The following is a 16762-nucleotide window of genomic DNA, read 5'->3' on the forward strand; positions in this document are numbered from 1 at the left end:
ACGCAACGAGGAGATCCCGAGGTGATCCAGGGAAAGGAAGCAGAACGCCTGAAGGCCGCCTACTCGGGCGCCGGGGACACGCGCTGGCTCTTCTGGGGCCCTTACCTCTCCGAGCGCCAGTGGGGCACGGTGCGCGAGGACTACAGCGCCTACGGCGACGCCTGGGATTACTTTCCGCACGAACACGCCCGCTCTCGCGCCTACCGCTGGGGCGAGGACGGGCTCGCCGGCATCTCCGACGACAAGTCGCGCCTGTGCTGCGCGCTCGCGCTGTGGAACGGGAACGACCCGATCGTCAAGGAGCGCCTGTTCGGGCTCACCAACAGCGAGGGCAACCACGGCGAGGACGTCAAGGAGTACTACTTCTACCTCGATAACACGCCCACCCACAGCTACATGAAGTGGCTGTACAAGTACCCGCAGCGCGCATTCCCGTATTCCGATCTGGTCCACGAGAACGCGCGGCGAAAGCAGGACGATCCGGGCGCCTTCGAGTACGAGCTGATCGACACCGGGGTGTTCGCCGACGATCGCTATTTCGACGTCCAGGTCGAGTACGCGAAGGCGGGGCCCATGGATATCCTGATCCGGATCACCGTCACGAACCGCGGCCCCGACGCGGCGGACCTCCACCTCCTGCCGACGTTATGGTACCGGAACACCTGGTCGGCAGACGGCGTAGAGGCCAGGCCGGCGCTCCGCGGCGCGCGCGCCGCCGCCGCGGGGGGCGTCGCGACCCTCCTCGCCGATGCGATCAGCGTGCCCTCCGACTCGCCCGACGGGGCGACGGAGATCCCGGCGATGACGCTCTACTGCCTCGGGCCCGACGACCTCTTGTTCTGCGACAACGAGTCGAACGCGGCGCGCCTCTGGGGCGCGCAGGTCGGCCCGCGCTATCCCAAGGACGGGATCAACGACCATGTCGTGGAGGGCAAGGACACGGTCAATCCCGCGCTCACCGGGACCAAGGGCGCGGCGCTCTATCGCCTGCACATCGGCGCCGGCCAGACGGTGGAGGCGCGGCTGCGCCTCTCGTCGGACCCGAAGCTCGCCGCGCCCTTCGGGGCGGACTTCGACGCCACCTTCACGACCCGCGTCGCCGAGGCGGACGAGTTCTACGCGTCGGTCGGCCCCGCTGGCCTGACCGACGATCAGCGCTCGATCCAGCGCCAGGCGTACGCCGGCATGCTGTGGGGCAAGCAGTTTTACTATTACGTCATCAGCGAATGGATCGACGGCGACAAGGCGCAGCCGCCGCCGCCGGCGACGCGCACCCGCAACAAGGACTGGATCCACTTCTACGCCAGCAACATCCTCTCCATGCCCGACAAGTGGGAGTATCCCTGGTTCGCGTCCTGGGATCTCTGCTTCCAGTCGGTGGTGCTGGCCCGCGTCGACGCGCGCTTCGCCAAGGACCAGCTCCTCGTCCTCGCGCGCGAGTGGTACACGTCGCCCGCGGGGGCGGTGCCGGCCTACGAGTGGGCCTTCGGCGACGTCAACCCGCCGCTCCACGCCTGGGCGGCGCTGCGCATCTTCGAGATCGAGCAGGAGATGACCGGCGGCCCCGGAGATGTGCAGTTCCTCGCGGACATCTTCCAGCACTGCCTCGTCTATTTCACCTGGTGGATCAACCGCAAGGACGCGGACGACAACAACCTCTTCCAGGGCGGCTTCCTCGGGCTCGACAACATCTCCATCATCGACCGGAGCCACCTCGACGCTCTCGAGGAGACGATCTGCCGCAGGATCGAGATGTACCAATCCGACGGTACGAGCTGGATGGCGATGTTCAGCCTCGACATGCTGCGGATCGCGCTGAGGCTCGCGGAGACGGCCGAGGAGTACGGCAGCCTGGCGAGCAAGTTCTTCCAGCACTTCGTGTTCATCGCCGACGCGATCAACGCGATCGAGCACAGGTCCGCCGGCTCCGCCGCCCAGGTCACGCTGTGGGACGAGAACGACAACTTCTATTACGACGCCCTCAAGATCTCGGGCGTCGGCGTGCCCGACGAGTACCTCAGCGTCAAGCTGCGATCGCTCGTGGGGATCATCGCCCTGTTCCCCGTGTTCCTGCTCGATCCGAGCGAGATCGAGCGCCGCGCGATGGGCCAGATCGCGGGGCGGATTCAGTGGTTCACGCTCCAGCACAAGGAGCTCCTCGAGGGCACGATGTCAGCGGAGGACCAGGGCGGGCGGCGCCTGCTCTCGCTGGTCAAGCCCGAGCGCCTGCGCGCCATCCTCGAGCGCGTCCTCGACGAGGGGGAGTTCCTGGGGCCGCACGGCGTGCGCGGCATCTCGGGCGCCCACCGCGACCCGCCCTACTCGCTCGACGTCAGCGGCGAGACGCTCTCGGTGCGCTACGAGCCGGCCGAGTCGGTGGAGAACGTGTATGGCGGCAACTCGAACTGGCGCGGCCCGGTGTGGTTCCCGATCAACTTCATGCTGATCCAGGCGCTGCGCCGCTACCACGAGTACCTGGGCGACGGCTTCAAGGTGGCCTATCCCTCCGGCTCCGGCGAGCAGCACACCCTCGCCGAGGTGGCGACCGATCTGTCCCGCCGGCTGGTGCGGATCTTCGAGCGAGGCGCCGACGGGAAGCGGCCTGTCTACGGCGGCACGAGGGCGTTCCAGGAGGACCCGCACTGGCGGGATCTGATGCTCTTCTACGAGTACTTCCACGGTGACAACGGCGCGGGGCTGGGCGCGTCGCACCAGACCGGGTGGACCGGTCTGTGCGCCGAGCTCTTGCGCGCTGTGTAGGGCGATCGACGAGGCGAACAACGGAATCAAGAGGAGGGTCGAGCGATGCACACGACGAAGGCGAAGCTCAGGCGCGAGAGGATCCGTTTCGGCATCACCCCGACGGGGTGGTGGAACGATGACTTTCTCGACATCGACATCGGCATCCCGTTCGGCCAGTGCGTCAGCGAGATGGCGCTCGCCGGCTTCGAGGGGTGCAGCGTCGGGCACAAGTACCCGACAGACACGGCGGTGCTGAAGCGCGAGCTCGATCTGCGCGGCCTGTGCGTCTCTGAGCCCTGGACCAGCACGTACTTCACCATCGAGGCGATGCACGCAAAGACGATCGCCGACTTCGAGGAGTCGCTCCGCTTCATCAAGGCCATGGGCGGCACCGATCTCGTCGTGGCCGAGCTGGGCGGCTCGTCGCACCAGCAGCCGATCGCCTTGGTCCCGAACCGCCCCATCTTCACCGACGGCCAGTGGGACGCGCTGGCCAACGGCCTCAACGAGCTGGGCCGCATCGCCCACGGCGCGGGCATGCGCCTCTGTTACCACCATCATATGGGGACTGGCGTGATGACCCGCGCCGAAGTCGATCGCCTGATGGCGACGACCAGGCCCGGCTTCGTGAACCTGCTCGTCGACACCGGCCATATCACCTTCGCCGGCGACGACCCGCTGGCGCTCGTGCAGGCCCACGGCGCGCGCGTCAAGCACGTCCACCTCAAGAACATTCGCCGTCCCGTGATGGAGGAGGCGCTGCGGCAGAACCTGTCCTTCAAGGAGTCGATCCTGAAGGGCGTCTTCACGGTCCCGGGCGATGCCGAGGGGAGCGTCGACTTCCCGCCGATCCTCGAGGCGCTCGCCGAGGCCGATTTCGAGGGGTGGCTGGTGGTCGAGGCGGAGCAGGATCCGGCCAAGGGGTCCCCGCTGGGATACGCCAAGATGGCGCGCGCCTACCTGCGCGAGGTGATCGGGCTGTGACGCCCGGAGATCGAGCGACCTCTGACCCCACACCCTGCGCGCCAGGGAGCAAGGACGAGACATGATCGCCGCCGCGCCCACGAGGGACATCTACATCAGCTTCTTCATGTTCACCACCGATCTGCGGCCCACCGACGCCGCGTATCAGAAGGTGATCATCGAGCATATCCGGCAGCTCCGGTCGATCGGATATGCCGGCTTCGAATTCCCCATCGCCCCGACGCACGACGCGGATCGCGCGGCGGAGGTGGAGAGCTACGCCGCCCTGCGCCGCGCCATCGACGACGCCGGCTTCGCCGACGTGCGGCTGACGACCAACGTGGGCGCGACCCGCACCTACGATCCCTCCTCGCCGTATCCGGAGCAGCGCAACGCGGCGCTCTCGTACCTGAAGTCGCGCGTCGACATCACCGCCGCGCTGGGCGGCGAGATCATGATGGGCCCCATCGTGCTCCCTTATGGCGTCTATCCCCTCACCGATTTCGGCGAGGGCATCTGGAGCGACGCCTTGCAGGACGCGCTGGTCGAGCGCTACGGCGCCGCGCGGGCCGTCCTCGATGCGCTCGGGCGCCACGCCGCGGAGAAGAACGTCAAGCTGGCGATCGAGCCGATCACCCACTGGGAGACGCCGGGGCCGAACACGCTCGCGCAGCTCATCTCGTTTCTGGAGGGCGTCCCGAGCCGGCAGGTGGGCGTGTGCATCGACAGCGCGCACGAGGTGCTGGACGGCGCCGGACCGGCGATATTCGGCGAGGAGGTCCACCGCCTCTCGGCGGACGGGCGCCTCCATTACGTGCAGGTATCGCCGCCGGATCGCGGCGATCTGCGCCGGAGCTGGATCCCGTGGGGCGACTTCCTGCGGCCTATCCTCAAGGCCTATTCCGGACCGATCGCCGTCGAGATCTTCAACGCGATCCCGGCGTTCGTGGGGTCGCTCCGCTTGACGCGCCGGAAGTTCTGGATCCCCGGCGAGGACACGCCCGACAGCCGCTACCCCGACGCCTACACCATCGCGGCCCAGGCCCTTTCGGCGACGCGCGAGCAACTGCACCAGATCTCGGCCGAGGGCCGTGACGGCGCGATCTCCACCAGGGGCGGCCATCATGGCGGTTGATCTCAGGGGGACATGGAGGCTTCTGTTCTGGCGCCGCGTCGCGCAGGACGGGAGCATCACGTATCCGTTCGGCGACGACGCCACTGGCATCCTCATGTACGGCGGTGACGGGCGGATGGCGGTGCAGATGACGGCGGCGCGGCGACCGGGGCTCCCGACGAGCGATCCGCTCGGCGGGGACGCCGAGTCGCGCGCGGCCGCCTATTCGACCTGCCTCGCCTATTTCGGCAGCTACGAGGTGCAGGGCGACAGCGTGATTCATCGCATCGACGCGAGCCTGTACCCCAACTGGTCCGGCGCCGAGCAGCTCCGCCCGTTCACGCTCGACGGCGATCGGCTGGTCTTGCGGACGCCGCCGGCGGCGGTGGTCAACGAGATCGGGTGGATGCGCGAGGAGGCGGCGCGCGCGCGGGCGGCGCGGTTCGTGGAGCTGTCCGCGCTCTTGACGGGCTTCGGCCGGCTCCAGCTCCTCGGCACCGGCGTGGCCGACGGCCACCTCCGCGCGCTCGACGCGGTCCTCCCGGCGGGCACCGTCGACGAGTTGCTCGCGGCATACCAGCGGCTGCCCGCGGGGGCCGAGCGAGAGGCAGCGGTCGTGTCGACCCTCCTCGACGATCCGAAGCTGGGACCGGTGGCGCAGAACCTTATCCGGATGTGGTATTGCGGCACCTGGTCCAGACTGCCCGACGCCTGGCGTGCGGCGTACGGGGCGTCACCCCTGGACAACGACCGTGTCCTCTCGGTGGAGGCGTATCAGGCGGCGCTGCAGTGGGTGGCCGCCGGGGCCCATCCGCCCGGGGCGCGCCAGCAGGGCTTTGGCTCGTGGGCCGAGCCGCCGCGGGAGGAGCGCTAGATGAGCGACAACGAACACTACGATGTGGTCATCGTCGGCGCCGGGGTGGCCGGCGCGCTGATGGCAAAGCACCTGACCCACGCCGGCCTGCGCGTGCTCCTGCTGGAGGCCGGGCCGGCGACGGCCTGGGCTTACGACGGCTACGTGCGGCACCTCGAGCATTTCTACACGGCGAGCGCGAAGGGCGCGGAGTCGGCGTGGCCTCCGGCGGCCAACGCGCCGCAGCCGGACACCGGCGATCTGCGCCGCAAGGACGGCTACTTCGTGCAGGAGGGCCCGCACCTCTATGGCAGCAGCTACTCGCGCCTCCAGGGCGGCTCGACGCTGCACTGGCTGGGCGTGTCGCTGCGGATGCTCCCCGAGGACTTCCGCCTCCGCTCGCTCCGCGGCGTCGGTCGCGACTGGCCCCTTGGTTATGATGAGATCGAGCCGTACTACCGCCGGGCGGAGCGCGAGATCGGCGTCGCGGCCGACGTCGCCGAGCAGCGCCATCACGGCCTGACCTTCGCCGAAGGCTACGACTATCCGATGCAGCGCGTCCCGCCGAGCTATTCGGATCAGGTGCTGGCCCGCGCCGTCGACGGGATGGAGGTGACGTTCGGAGAGGAACGGTTCACGCTCAAGGTGCGGAGCTATCCCGCGGCGCGCAACTCCATCCCTCGCGGCGACTACCGGCCGGTCGGGGCCGTCGACGAGCGGGACGGCGCGGCGATCGCGACCGACCTCGGCGAGCGCTGCTCGGGCAACACCTCGTGCACGCCCATCTGTCCGATCCAGGCCAAGTACAACGCCCAGAAGACGCTGGCCCAGGCGCGCCGCACCGGCAGGCTGGAGATCCGCGCGCAGGCGGTGGCGTCGCGGATCCACGTCGACCCGGTCAGCGGCGCGGTGCAGAGCATCGAGTGCCAGCGCTACGACGACCCGTCGTCGCCGCGCCACCTCGTCGAGCGGGTCACGGGGCGCGCCTACGTGCTCGCGGCCCACGCCGTCGAGAACGCCAAGCTGATGCTGGTGTCGGGGCTCGGGGGCAAGAGCGGGCTCCTGGGGCGGAATTTGATGGACCACCCGACCCTCTACGCCTGGGGGCTCTCGCCCGTCCCGATCGGCGCCTTTCGCGGCCCGCTCTCGACATCGGGTATCGAGGATCTGCGGGGCGGCGCGTTCCGCGCCAAGCACGCCGCGTTCCGTTTCGATATCGGCAACGACGGCTGGAAGGCGTCGACGGGAGCGCCGGAGACGACGGTGGCCGCGGCGGTCCAGCGCGATCGCCTGTTCGGGCGCCGGCTCCGCGAGCATCTGGCATCGACCCTATCGCGCCAGATCCGGTTCTCGCTGGCGGTTGAGCAGCTCCCCGACGCCGACAACGGCGTGAGCATCGATCCGCGCTACCTCGATCCGCTGGGCAACCCGCGCCCGGTGATCCGATACCGCATCGGCGACTACACGCTCGCGGGGATGGCCGCGGCCACCACGGTCTATCGCGACGTGTTCCGCCGCGCCGGGGTCACCGATTGCACGGATCCCGAGCAGGGCAGCTGGTTTCCGTCGGTGAGCTGGCAGGGGCAAGTGTTCCATTACCATGGAATGGGGCACTTCGCGGGCACGCACGTCATGGGCGATGACGCTGGCCAGTCTGTCATCGACCGCGATCAGCGCTCGTGGGAGCACCGCAACCTCTACCTGATCGGCAGCGGCAGCTTCCCCACCATGGGCACCTCAAACCCCACGCTCACGCTGGCGGCGCTGGCGATCCGCAGCGCCGATCGGCTGATCGCGCAGCTCGGATCGACGTGATCTGCCGCCGGCGCTGTCCGGTGATGTCGAGCGATCGGAGGACACCTTGAGTTTGTCGAAGACAACGTCCCGAATTACGTCGATCGCGCAGCTGCACTCGTATCTCCACGCCGCGCTGCAGCTGGAGCACGCGACGCTGCCTCCCTACCTGACGGCGCTCTACTCGATCCGCCCCGGGACCAACCTGGACGCCGTCCAGATCCTGCGCGCGGTGGTGGTCGAGGAGATGCTGCACCTCACGCTCGCCGCGAACCTGCTGAACGCCGTGGGCGGGGAGCCGGACCTGACGCGACCCGACTTCGTGCCGCGCTACCCCGCCGCGCTCCCCGACGGCGAGACGGACTTCCAGGTCGACGTGCAGCGCTTCTCCGTCGACGCCGTCAACAACTTCCTCAAGATCGAGCGCCCGCGAAAGGCGCCGCACGAGGCCTCGCGGCATCGCGACGCCGGCGCGGCGGTGTGCCCGTCCGGCGCCGCGCCGGGGTATTACGAGATCGTCGGCAGCTATTACAGCATCGGCGAGTTCTACGACGAGATCCTGCGCGGCATGGAGTACCTGGAGGCGGCGCACCCGGGAGCGCTGTTCGTCGGAGATCGGTCGCGGCAGGTCTCCTCGGAGTATTACTACGCGGCCGGCGGCAAGCTGCTCACCGTGACGGATCTGGCCTCGGCGCGCGCGGCCATTCGCCTGATCGCGGAGCAGGGTGAAGGACACGGGCTGAGCATCTACGACCGCGAGGGCGAGCTGTCGCATTACTACCGCTTCGAGCAGCTCCTGCTCGGGCGCTATTACCGAAAGGCTGGCGCCACGGCCGACCTCCCGGGCAAGCCGACGGGCCCGGCGCTGAACGTCGAATGGGACGCTGTCTACCCGATCAAGAAGAACGTCCACCTGGCGGACTACGAAGCCGGATCCGAGCTGCGCGCGGCGGCGGTGGCGTTCAACGAGGCGTACGCGGGCCTCCTTCGCCTGCTCACCGCGGCCTATACCGGGCAGCCGCGGTTGCTGCTCGACGCTGTGCCGGCCATGTACCGCGTCCGCGACCGGCTCGACCTGCTCCTGCGCAATCCGCTCCCGGGCGCTGGCGGGCTCCATGCGGCGCCCACCTTCGAACCGGCGACCTCCGTCGCCGCGCGCACGTGATCCCTGACCTTGTCGATCAGAGAGAGGAGATGTCATGAAAGCCACTCACCATTCGTCGCCGCTCAGCGAACAGATCGATCTGGGACCGCTCGCGGATCTCCCCGGCTTCTGGGAGGGCACCGGCTTCAGCCTGATCGCGCGCCCGCAGTTCTCGGGCAGCGACAATGGGTTCTTTCTCCAGCTGAACCTCCTGCGCGAGACGATCGAGTTCACGTCCATCGGCTCTCCGGTGGTGAACCGCGGCAGCCGCCAGGGAGACATCGCCATCGGCGGGGTCACCTACCTCCACCGCGTGACCGACGCCACGACCGGCGCGGCGCTGCACATCGAGCCCGGCACCTGGCTCAACGTGCCGCCAACCCAGGAGCCGGCGTCAAGCGGCAGCATCGCGCGGTTGGCCACGATCCCCCACGGCAACTCGATCTGCCTCGTGGGCAGCTCGGAGATCGCGGAGCTGCCGCCGACGATCCCGCCGGCGAACACCGTGCCCTTCAAGATGGGCGGCGAGGCGCCCCCGGCGGGCACGAAGAACCCTTTCCCGGAGTACGATCTCAGCTGCCAGACCCGTTTCCGCACGGACCCGCTCCCCGCCGGCATCACGCAGGATCTCATCGACGATCCCAACAGCGCGCTGCGCGAGGCGCTCAAGGATCAGGAGCCGATCCAGATCACCCGGCTCATCACCATGAGCACCTCCGGCGGCGTGGCGAACATCCCCTTCATCGTCAGCAACGCCAACACCGCGACGGTGGAGTCGGTGTTCGCCATCGAGCGGGTCAGGACCCGCTGGGGCGCCACGGTGTTGCAGCTGCAGTATTCGCAGACCGCGCTCCTGAGCTTCGGTGGCCTGACCTTCCCTCACGTCACGGTGGGGACGTTGATCAAGGCCTTTTAGTCCACCAGCGCTCCGGCGCCGGCCGGCGGGTGCGGAGCTCGACGCCGGTGAGACCCAGATCAGCCGCCCTTGCAGACGTCGGCGCAGGTGCCCGTCGCATCAGCACACGCGAAGGACGCGCAGTCCGAATCGGCGGAGCAGGGCGCGCCGGCGGCGCCGAGCAGCGCGCACGTGGCGCCCTCGCACGCCATGCCAGCGGCGCAGTCTTGGTCCGACGCACATGGACCGCCCGCCTGCTCGCGCGTCTGGCACGTCCCGTCCTGGCTACAGCGAAGCTCCTCTTCGCAGTCGAGGCTTCCGTTGCACGACCCGCCCATGGCGATCCGTGGCGCGCACGTCCCCGCGTCGGGCGGTGAGGGCTGGTCGCACCGGAGCGCCTCGTCGCAGTCGAACCTCGACGAGCATGGCTCTCCGGCCACCGCCGTCGCTCTGCACGCCGATGTCGCCTGCCCGCTTGCGTCGACGGTGTGCACGCAGTGGTCCCGGACGCAGTCCCAGTTGTTGCCGCACGTCCCGCCCTCGGGCACGGAGCCGTCCCACGCCTCGCGGCAGGACGGCGTGAACTTGGCGTCCACCCCCAAGAGCACGTCCAGTATTTGAATTTCGGCACAGGGGGCGGCGTCCAGCTCGGCGAGGCACGCCTCCGCCTTCTCGGGGACGAAGGTGCCCTTCACCTCGCCTCCGCTGCTGACGGCAACGAGAATCGCTTCGAGCTGCGAGGCGCACGCGTCGGCGGAGCTCGCGTCCAGGCCATGCGCGGCCCGGGTCGCCGCGTCGCAGCACGTGAACGTGCGGTCGCAGAGGGCCTTCGCATAGCTGGAGAGGAAATCGCTGCCTGTCTGCGCCGGCGTCTCGTCGTCCCCGCATCCCGGCACGGCGGAGATCGCGACGGCGACGGCCGATAGGAGCGTTGCGAACAAGACAGATCGATGCTTGCGCATGAAGAACCTCCCTGGTCCGATTGTAAATGGATCGCCGGAGCCAGGCCAGCGTGAGTGCCATGACAAGCTTCGGAGTGGTCTCGCCGGTGGGTGTCGAGATGGTTGGCTGTTGCACGAGACCGAGCTGAGCCAGCGCCGGGCGAGCTGGGCTGTTGCGCCCCTTCAGTCGTCGTCCGTTCCTCCGCGCGGATCGCCCCCGCGCGCGGGCGAATGCCGCCCATCACGGAGCTCTTCCAGCACCTCGGCGAGGCTCGACGCGACGTCTGCGAGCGCCGCGTTCACCCGGTCCGCGTGTGTCCTGAAGCTCAGGATACACATCCGCAGCAGGAACCGCCCCCCGGCCACCACCCCGGTGAGCAGCACCCGCTGCTTCGCGTTCACCCGCGCAAGGAGGCGCCGATTCAACGCGTCGAGCGCCGGCCCGTCGTCGACGCCGGGCGGGCGCGCCCTGAACGCGAGGAGCGACAGCTCGGGCTCTGCCACGACCTCGATGTGCGCCATCTGCCGGAGCGCGTCGGCCGCGCCGCGCGCGAGCGTGAGCTTCTCGTCGAGCTCGGCCCGGAAGACGGAGGCCCCATGCATCTTCAGCGGCAGCCACACCCGCATCCCGCGCGCGTCGCGCGACAGCTCGGGGCTGATCGCGCAGAAATCCACGAGATCGTCCTCGGCCTGCATCGGCGGCATGTACGACGCGGAGAGCGCGTGCGCGCGCCGCAGCGCCTCGCGATCGCGCACCGCGAGGCAGCCTGTCCCGTACGGCAAGAAGAGGCTCTTGTGCGGGTCCAGCGTCACCGAATCGGCGCGCTCGATCCCCCGCATCGCCGCGCGCCCTCGCTCGGTGAGCGCGAAGAAGCCGCCGTACGCCGCGTCGACGTGCAGCCAGAGGCGCTCGGCCTCGGCGAGGTCGGCGAGGGCGGGCAGATCGTCGATCGCGCCGGTGCCCGTCGTGCCCGCGGAGGTGACGAGGAGGAAAGGCGAGAGGCCGCGCGCCCTGTCGCGCGCGACCGCCTCCGCCGCCGCGTCGGGCCGCATGCGAAAGCGCCCGTCCACCGGGATCTCGCGCACGGCTTCCGGCGGGAAGCCGGCGAGGAGCGCGGCCTTCGTCACCGAGTGGTGCGCTTCCTCCGAGGCATAGACGGTCCCTCGCAGGAAGTCCGGCGGGAGGCGCTCGCGGCGCGCGGTGATCACCGCGACGAGGTTCGCGAGCGAGCCGCCCGTCGTGAGGATCCCCCCGGAGCCCTCGGGCAGGCCGAGCATGGTGCAGAACCAGGCGATGACGTTCGCCTCGATCTGCACGAGCAGGGGGGCGGCCTGGAAGACGCCCACATACCGGTTCACGGCGTCGGCGATCAGATCGGCCACGGCCGCATGAAAGAGGCCGCCGCCCGGGATATACCCCATGTAACCGGGTGATGCCGTGTTCAGGCTCATCGGGATGAGCTTGCCAAAGAGCTTCCGGAGGAGCTTTTCGTAAGGCACGCCGCGCTCCGGCAGCGGCTCGCGGAGCGAGCGCGCGACCCGCTTGCCTCCCCGCGTCGCGTGCATCGGCTGCTCTGGCAGGCTCTCGATGTGCTGAACGATGCGGTCCATCGCGAGCTCGACCATCTCGCGCATGACGTCGCCCGGCAGCTCGAGCGGGTGGGGGCCTGACGGCGGGCGTTTCGGGCGGGCCAACGCGCGCCATCCTACTTCACCGCGCGCTCCACGGCGCGCGGCGTTGCGGGCGAAGACGTCGCGAAGACGTCGCGAAAACGCCCAGCGACGTCCAGCGAGACGAGCCGCCTCGTCACGGGGGCGCCGGCCTGCGGTCGACGTCCGAGCTGGGTCCTCCGCGAGCTCGCCGGCGCGTCACGCGCGTCCGTACCCTCGCTGTCCGTGCACCACCACGGCGCGCATCTCGCGCTCGGCGTCTTGCTCCTTGATGGTCTCGCGCTTGTCGTGGCTCTTCTTCCCCCGCGCCAGCGCGATCTCGACCTTGGCCAGGCCGCTCTTGAAGTAGAGCCGGGTCGCGACGGCGGTCATCCCCTCGCGGGCGATCGAGAGGTCGATGCGCTCGATCTCGCGCCGGTGGAGGAGGAGCTTGCGCGCGCCCTTCGGCAAGTGGCCGAAGGCGGCGCTGGCCATCGCGGCGATGCTCACGCCGTGCAAGAACACCTCGCCCCGGAGGACCGTGCAGAACGAGTCGGTCAAGTCGGCCTTGCCAGCGCGAAGCATCTTCACCTCGCTCCCCTTGAGGACGATCCCTGCCTCGAACCGGTCGCCGAGGTCGTAATTGAAGCCTGCGCGCTTGTTGCGCGCGATGAGCGTCTCGCCAGGCCTGGCCTTCTCCTTCGGCATCAGGGGATCTTATCCGTCGATCCCCAGCGCGGCGAAGCGCCGCGCGAACGAGAGGCCTGACGGGAGCAGCGGGCGGGCCTCGGAGAAGGCCGCGCGTGCATCGGCCTCCAGGCCGGCGCGGTGGGCGGCGCGCGCCAGGAAGTAGAGCGCCTCCAGCCGCTCGATCGGGAGCAGGCCGCGCGACCGCGCGAGCGTCTCCTCCCAGGTCGCGCCGCCGGGCGCGCCGATCGCGAGCGCCACGGCGTCCAGCAAGGCCTGCGCGTTCGGCGCCGCCGGGCCGGGCGGGCAGCTCGCGCGGATCCACGCGACCGCCGCCGCGGCCTCGGCGTCCTCGCCGCGCGCGGCGTGGAGCCGGGCGAGCATCAGCGAGAGCTCGACCACCGGGCGATCCATGAAGCGCTCCTCGAGCGCGCGGCCTCGGCGGGCGAGCTCGAGCGCCTCGTCGTCGCTCCCGTTCCAGAAGAGCTGCTCGGCGAGGTTGCCGGTCGCCGCGCGCTCGGGCCACGGGTTGCCCACCTCGCGCGCCAGATCGACCGCGCGCCGGAGGTCGTCGATCGCGCGGTCCAGCGCCTCCCTCGCGGTCCACAGGAAGAACCGGTTGCAGTACGCGACGCAGAGATGGACGCTGTCCTTCGCTTCGGCCGCGAGCGCGATCACCTCGTCGAAGCGGGCCTCGGCCTCCGCGAGCCGACCGGCCACCACCAGAGCGCACGCCAGCAGGAGGAGCGCGACGACGCGCGCCTCGTGATCTCCGTCCGCCTCGGCCATCGCCGCGCCGCGGCCGAGCTGCTCGACGGCCTCGGGCACGCGCGCGTGGCGCCAGGCGCAGCGCCCCTCGGCCACGAGGAAGCGGCGCGAGAGCCGGCGGTCGCCGAGGCGCGCGACGATCGGCCGCGCCTCCTCGACTCGCGCCGCCGAGCCGGCGAAGTCGTTGTCCCAATCGAGCGCCGCGGCCTCCTCGAGCAGGGCCTCGCAGAGGAGCGCCTCCGCGCCCGACGCGCGCGCGGAGGCGGCCGCCATGGCGAGGTCCTCGAGCGCCTCGCGCGTGCGCGAGATCCGGTAGCGCGCCGCGCCCCGCAGCGTGAGCGCGCGCGCCCTGGCCAGGCTGTCGGCGCCGCCGAGCGCCTCGCCAGGCACACCTCCCGGAGCCTCGCCTGGCGCCTCGATCGCGTCGAGCACGTCGAGCACGTCGAGCACGTCGATCGCGCGCGTTGCATGGGCGTCGGCGGCCACGTGCTCGTGCGCCGCGAGCGCGGCCTCGGCGAGCCGGATCGACGCCGCCGCGGCCTCCGCGCGCGCGCCCACCGCCGCGGCGTGCAGGGCGAGGCGCTCGAGCGCGTCCGCGCCCGGCTCCTGGGCGTCCCGCCACACCTCGAGCGCAGCCTGGTGGACGCGATCCCGGTGCGACGGGTCGAGCATCCCGTAGAGCGCGTCGCGGAGCGCGGCGCTCCGGAAGGCGAACCGATCGGGCGCGCGCTGATCGAGCAGGCCGTGGTCGCGGAGCGCGCGCAGGCCGGCGCGCGCGTCGACGGGCGTGGTCGCGCCGCCGCCGCGCTCGAGCGCGCGCTGGACGCGCTCGACCTCCGCGGCGCTGAAGGTGACGCCGAGGACCGCGCACAGCCGGGCGCAAGCCGAGATCTCCCGCGGCAGGAGGTCGAGCTGGCGCGTGGCGAGCCATTGCCACGCGGGGGAGGGCGGGATGCGGTCGAGCGCCGCGGTGGCGAGGTAGAAGCTGCCCGTCCGCGCGCGGCGCACCATGCCGGCCTCCTTGAGCGCGGCCGCGAGCTCCACGAGCGCCGCGGGGTTGCCGCCGGCCCAGCCGTGGAGCCGCTCGAGCGCGGCCGCGGGCGGGTACTCCGCGGGCGCGAGGAGCGCGGCGGCGAGCCGGACGCCGGCGGCCGCGTCGAGCGGGGCCAGGGTGAGCGCGTCGCTCCGCGCGGCGCGCGCGCCGAACCCCCGGCGCGCCGCGGCGAGCCGCGGATCCGCGGCGACGAGCACCCAGCAGGGCCCGCGCTCGCCGTCCAGGGTGGCGACCTCGAGGGCATCGAGGAGGCCGTCGGGCGCCCAGTGCGCGTCGTCGAGGACGACCGCGATCGGCCCGCCGCGCGCCCGCGCGCGCAGCGCTCCGGCGAGCCCGCGCGGGCCGTGCTCGTCGCCAGGCGGCGCTCCGGCGAGCGCCTGGCGCAGGAGCTCTTGCAGCGGCCGCGCCGGATCCCCCGCAGCGGGCGGCTCCGCGGCGGCGGCGATCACCGCCGCGTCGGGCCGGAGCCGCCGCACCAGCGCGGCCGCCTCCGCGAGGAGGCGGGACTTGCCGAGACCGCGCTCGCCGAGGAGCGTGAACAGCCCCGGCGCGCCGCGCGCGAAGCAGGCGCCGACGCTGCCGGCGAGCGCGTCGAGGATATCGTCGCGGCCGACGAGCGGCGGTCCCGCGCGCGGCCGCAGGAGGTCCACCTCCGCGCCAGCGCCGGCGCGCGCCGCCGGGAGCGCGCGGGCGGCTGCCTCGGTGAGCACCACCGGATCCCCGGCGCCCGCGGGGATCCAGGTCTCGGGCTGCTCCACTGCCGCGCCGTAGACGGCGGGCGGGCCGTCGCTGCGCGGGCGGCTGCGGAGCGGGGCGAGGTGGACCGCGGCGCGCGCTCCCCCGCCCCGGGTGAGGTCCTCGGCGGCGGCGAGCGCGGCCGCGAGCGGTGCCTCGATGTCGGCGCCCGAGAAGACCGCGACGAAGCGTCGACCGCGGCGCCGCGCCACGAAGCCCGCGCGCCGCGCGACGGCGGCGCTCACCTGCGCGGCGTCGGCCGTGGTCTCGACGGCCACGAGCGCCATCAGCCGGCGGCCCTCCGCGATGAGCGCCGCGGCGGGCGCCTTCGCTGGGGCCGCGGCGGGCGTCTCGGCCGGCGCGGGCGAGGCGGCGGCCCCGGGCGAGGCGGCGGCCCCGAGCGCGGCGCGCGGCGCGCGGCGGCGCGCATCGTCCAGCGCGCGCGGGAGCGCGGCTTCCAGCGCACGCAGGAGGGCGTCGGCGCTCGGCGGGCGCTCGGCGGGGTCCTTGGCCATGCAGGCGAGGATGAGCGCCTGCACCGCGTCGGGGGCGCCCGCCTCCTCCGGCAGGCGCGGCGGGCGCAGGTGGAGGTGGCCGTGCTCGATCGCGCTGCGATCGCCGACGAAGGGCGGCCTCAGCGCGAAGAGCTCGTGGAGGATCACGCCGAACGCGTAGAGATCCGTCCGCGCGTCCGCCGCCGCCTCGCCGCGGATCTGCTCAGGCGCCATGTACTCGGGCGTCCCCATCGCGAAGCCCGCGCCGGTCCGCTCGGCGCCGGCCCACGCTGCGCCGTCGCCCGTCGCACAGGCGCCGCCGCCGAGCGCGCAGGCCCGGCCGAAGTCGAGCAGCGTCGCGCGCACGGCGGGCCCGGTCGCGTCGATCGCCACGTTGTCCGGCGTGAGATCGCGGTGCACGATGCCGCGCGCGTGGATAGCGCCAAGCGCCCCGAGCACCGCCGCGGCCACGGCGAGCGCGCCGTCAGGGTCGGCCGCTGCGCCTGGGCGCGCAGCGCGGTCCTCGATCCATCGGGCGAGCGTCGGCGCCCGCACCCGCTCCATCGCGAGGTACGGCCGCCCGTCGTCGAGCTGCCCTCGCGCGTGGAGCGCGGGCGCGGGCGGCGTGCCGGCGTGCGACATCGCGGCTGCCTCCCGCGCGAAGCGCGCCCGCGCGAGCTCTGTGCTGGCGCGCGCGACCTTGATGGCCGCGGCCGCGCCGTCGTCGCGGCGCGTGGCCTCCCAGACCACCGAGAACCCGCCGCGGCCGAGCTCGCCGCCCACCTCAAAGCCCTCGATGCGCGACGGCGCTCCGGCGCCCGCCTCCGCGGCCGCGGGCGCCGTGAAGCCGTCGCGGGGACACGGGCGCGAGGCGGAGATCCGGATGTGGCAACGTGGGCAGCGAGGCAAAGGACCTCTCGAGCGGCGG

Annotated in this window: 11 protein-coding genes; 7 read left to right on the forward strand and 4 right to left on the reverse strand. The window is 71.7% G+C overall.

Features of this window, described 5'->3' with window-relative positions:
* Positions 1-21: 21 nt before the first annotated feature.
* The 7 genes from WME79_RS12945 to WME79_RS12975 all read left to right on the forward strand — a co-directional run bounded on the left by WME79_RS12945 (position 22) and on the right by WME79_RS12975 (position 9526).
* Positions 22-2760 (forward strand): MGH1-like glycoside hydrolase domain-containing protein, encoded by a 2739-nt coding sequence (locus WME79_RS12945; protein ID WP_437535133.1) that lies wholly within the window; start codon positions 22-24, stop codon positions 2758-2760.
* A gap of 45 nt (positions 2761-2805) precedes the next feature.
* A complete protein-coding gene (iolE, locus tag WME79_RS12950; RefSeq protein WP_437535134.1) occupies positions 2806-3726 on the forward strand; it encodes a myo-inosose-2 dehydratase in 921 nt (306 codons plus the stop codon).
* A gap of 61 nt (positions 3727-3787) precedes the next feature.
* A complete protein-coding gene (locus WME79_RS12955; RefSeq protein WP_437535135.1) occupies positions 3788-4840 on the forward strand; it encodes a sugar phosphate isomerase/epimerase family protein in 1053 nt (350 codons plus the stop codon).
* The gene (locus tag WME79_RS12960; protein ID WP_437535136.1) at positions 4830-5693 is read left to right on the forward strand and encodes a lipocalin-like domain-containing protein; all 864 of its coding nucleotides are present in this window, start codon (positions 4830-4832) and stop codon (positions 5691-5693) included. Before WME79_RS12955 ends, WME79_RS12960 begins: the two co-directional genes overlap by 11 nt.
* Positions 5694-7487: a GMC family oxidoreductase gene (locus tag WME79_RS12965; protein WP_437535137.1), complete on the forward strand. Its 1794-nt coding sequence runs from the start codon at positions 5694-5696 to the stop codon at positions 7485-7487. It begins immediately after the preceding gene.
* Between the two features lie 52 nt (positions 7488-7539).
* A complete protein-coding gene (locus WME79_RS12970; RefSeq protein WP_437539837.1) occupies positions 7540-8631 on the forward strand; it encodes a ferritin-like domain-containing protein in 1092 nt (363 codons plus the stop codon).
* A gap of 34 nt (positions 8632-8665) precedes the next feature.
* Positions 8666-9526 carry a heme-binding protein gene (locus WME79_RS12975; protein WP_437535138.1) on the forward strand — a complete coding sequence of 287 codons (861 nt, stop codon included), beginning with the start codon at positions 8666-8668 and terminating at the stop codon, positions 9524-9526.
* 59 nt (positions 9527-9585) lie between these two features.
* Here the strand turns inward: WME79_RS12975 and WME79_RS12980 are convergent, their stop codons facing one another.
* The 4 genes from WME79_RS12980 to WME79_RS12995 form a co-directional block, all read right to left on the reverse strand.
* Entirely contained in the window at positions 9586-10446 is an 861-nt protein-coding gene (locus WME79_RS12980) for a hypothetical protein (RefSeq protein ID WP_437535139.1), read from the reverse strand.
* A gap of 183 nt (positions 10447-10629) precedes the next feature.
* Positions 10630-12141, reverse strand: coding sequence for a pyridoxal phosphate-dependent decarboxylase family protein (locus tag WME79_RS12985; RefSeq protein WP_437535140.1), 1512 nt, complete (start codon positions 12139-12141; stop codon positions 10630-10632).
* 174 nt (positions 12142-12315) lie between these two features.
* Positions 12316-12804: an SsrA-binding protein SmpB gene (gene smpB, locus WME79_RS12990; RefSeq protein WP_437535141.1), complete on the reverse strand. Its 489-nt coding sequence runs from the start codon at positions 12802-12804 to the stop codon at positions 12316-12318.
* Positions 12805-12813: 9 nt separating this feature from the next.
* On the reverse strand, positions 12814-16743 hold the full coding sequence (locus WME79_RS12995; RefSeq protein WP_437535142.1) for a protein kinase domain-containing protein: 3930 nt from the start codon (positions 16741-16743) through the stop codon (positions 12814-12816).
* Positions 16744-16762: the final 19 nt, after the last annotated feature.

Source organism: Sorangium sp. So ce726, assembly GCF_051521405.1.
Classification (GTDB): domain Bacteria; phylum Myxococcota_A; class Polyangia; order Polyangiales; family Polyangiaceae; genus Sorangium.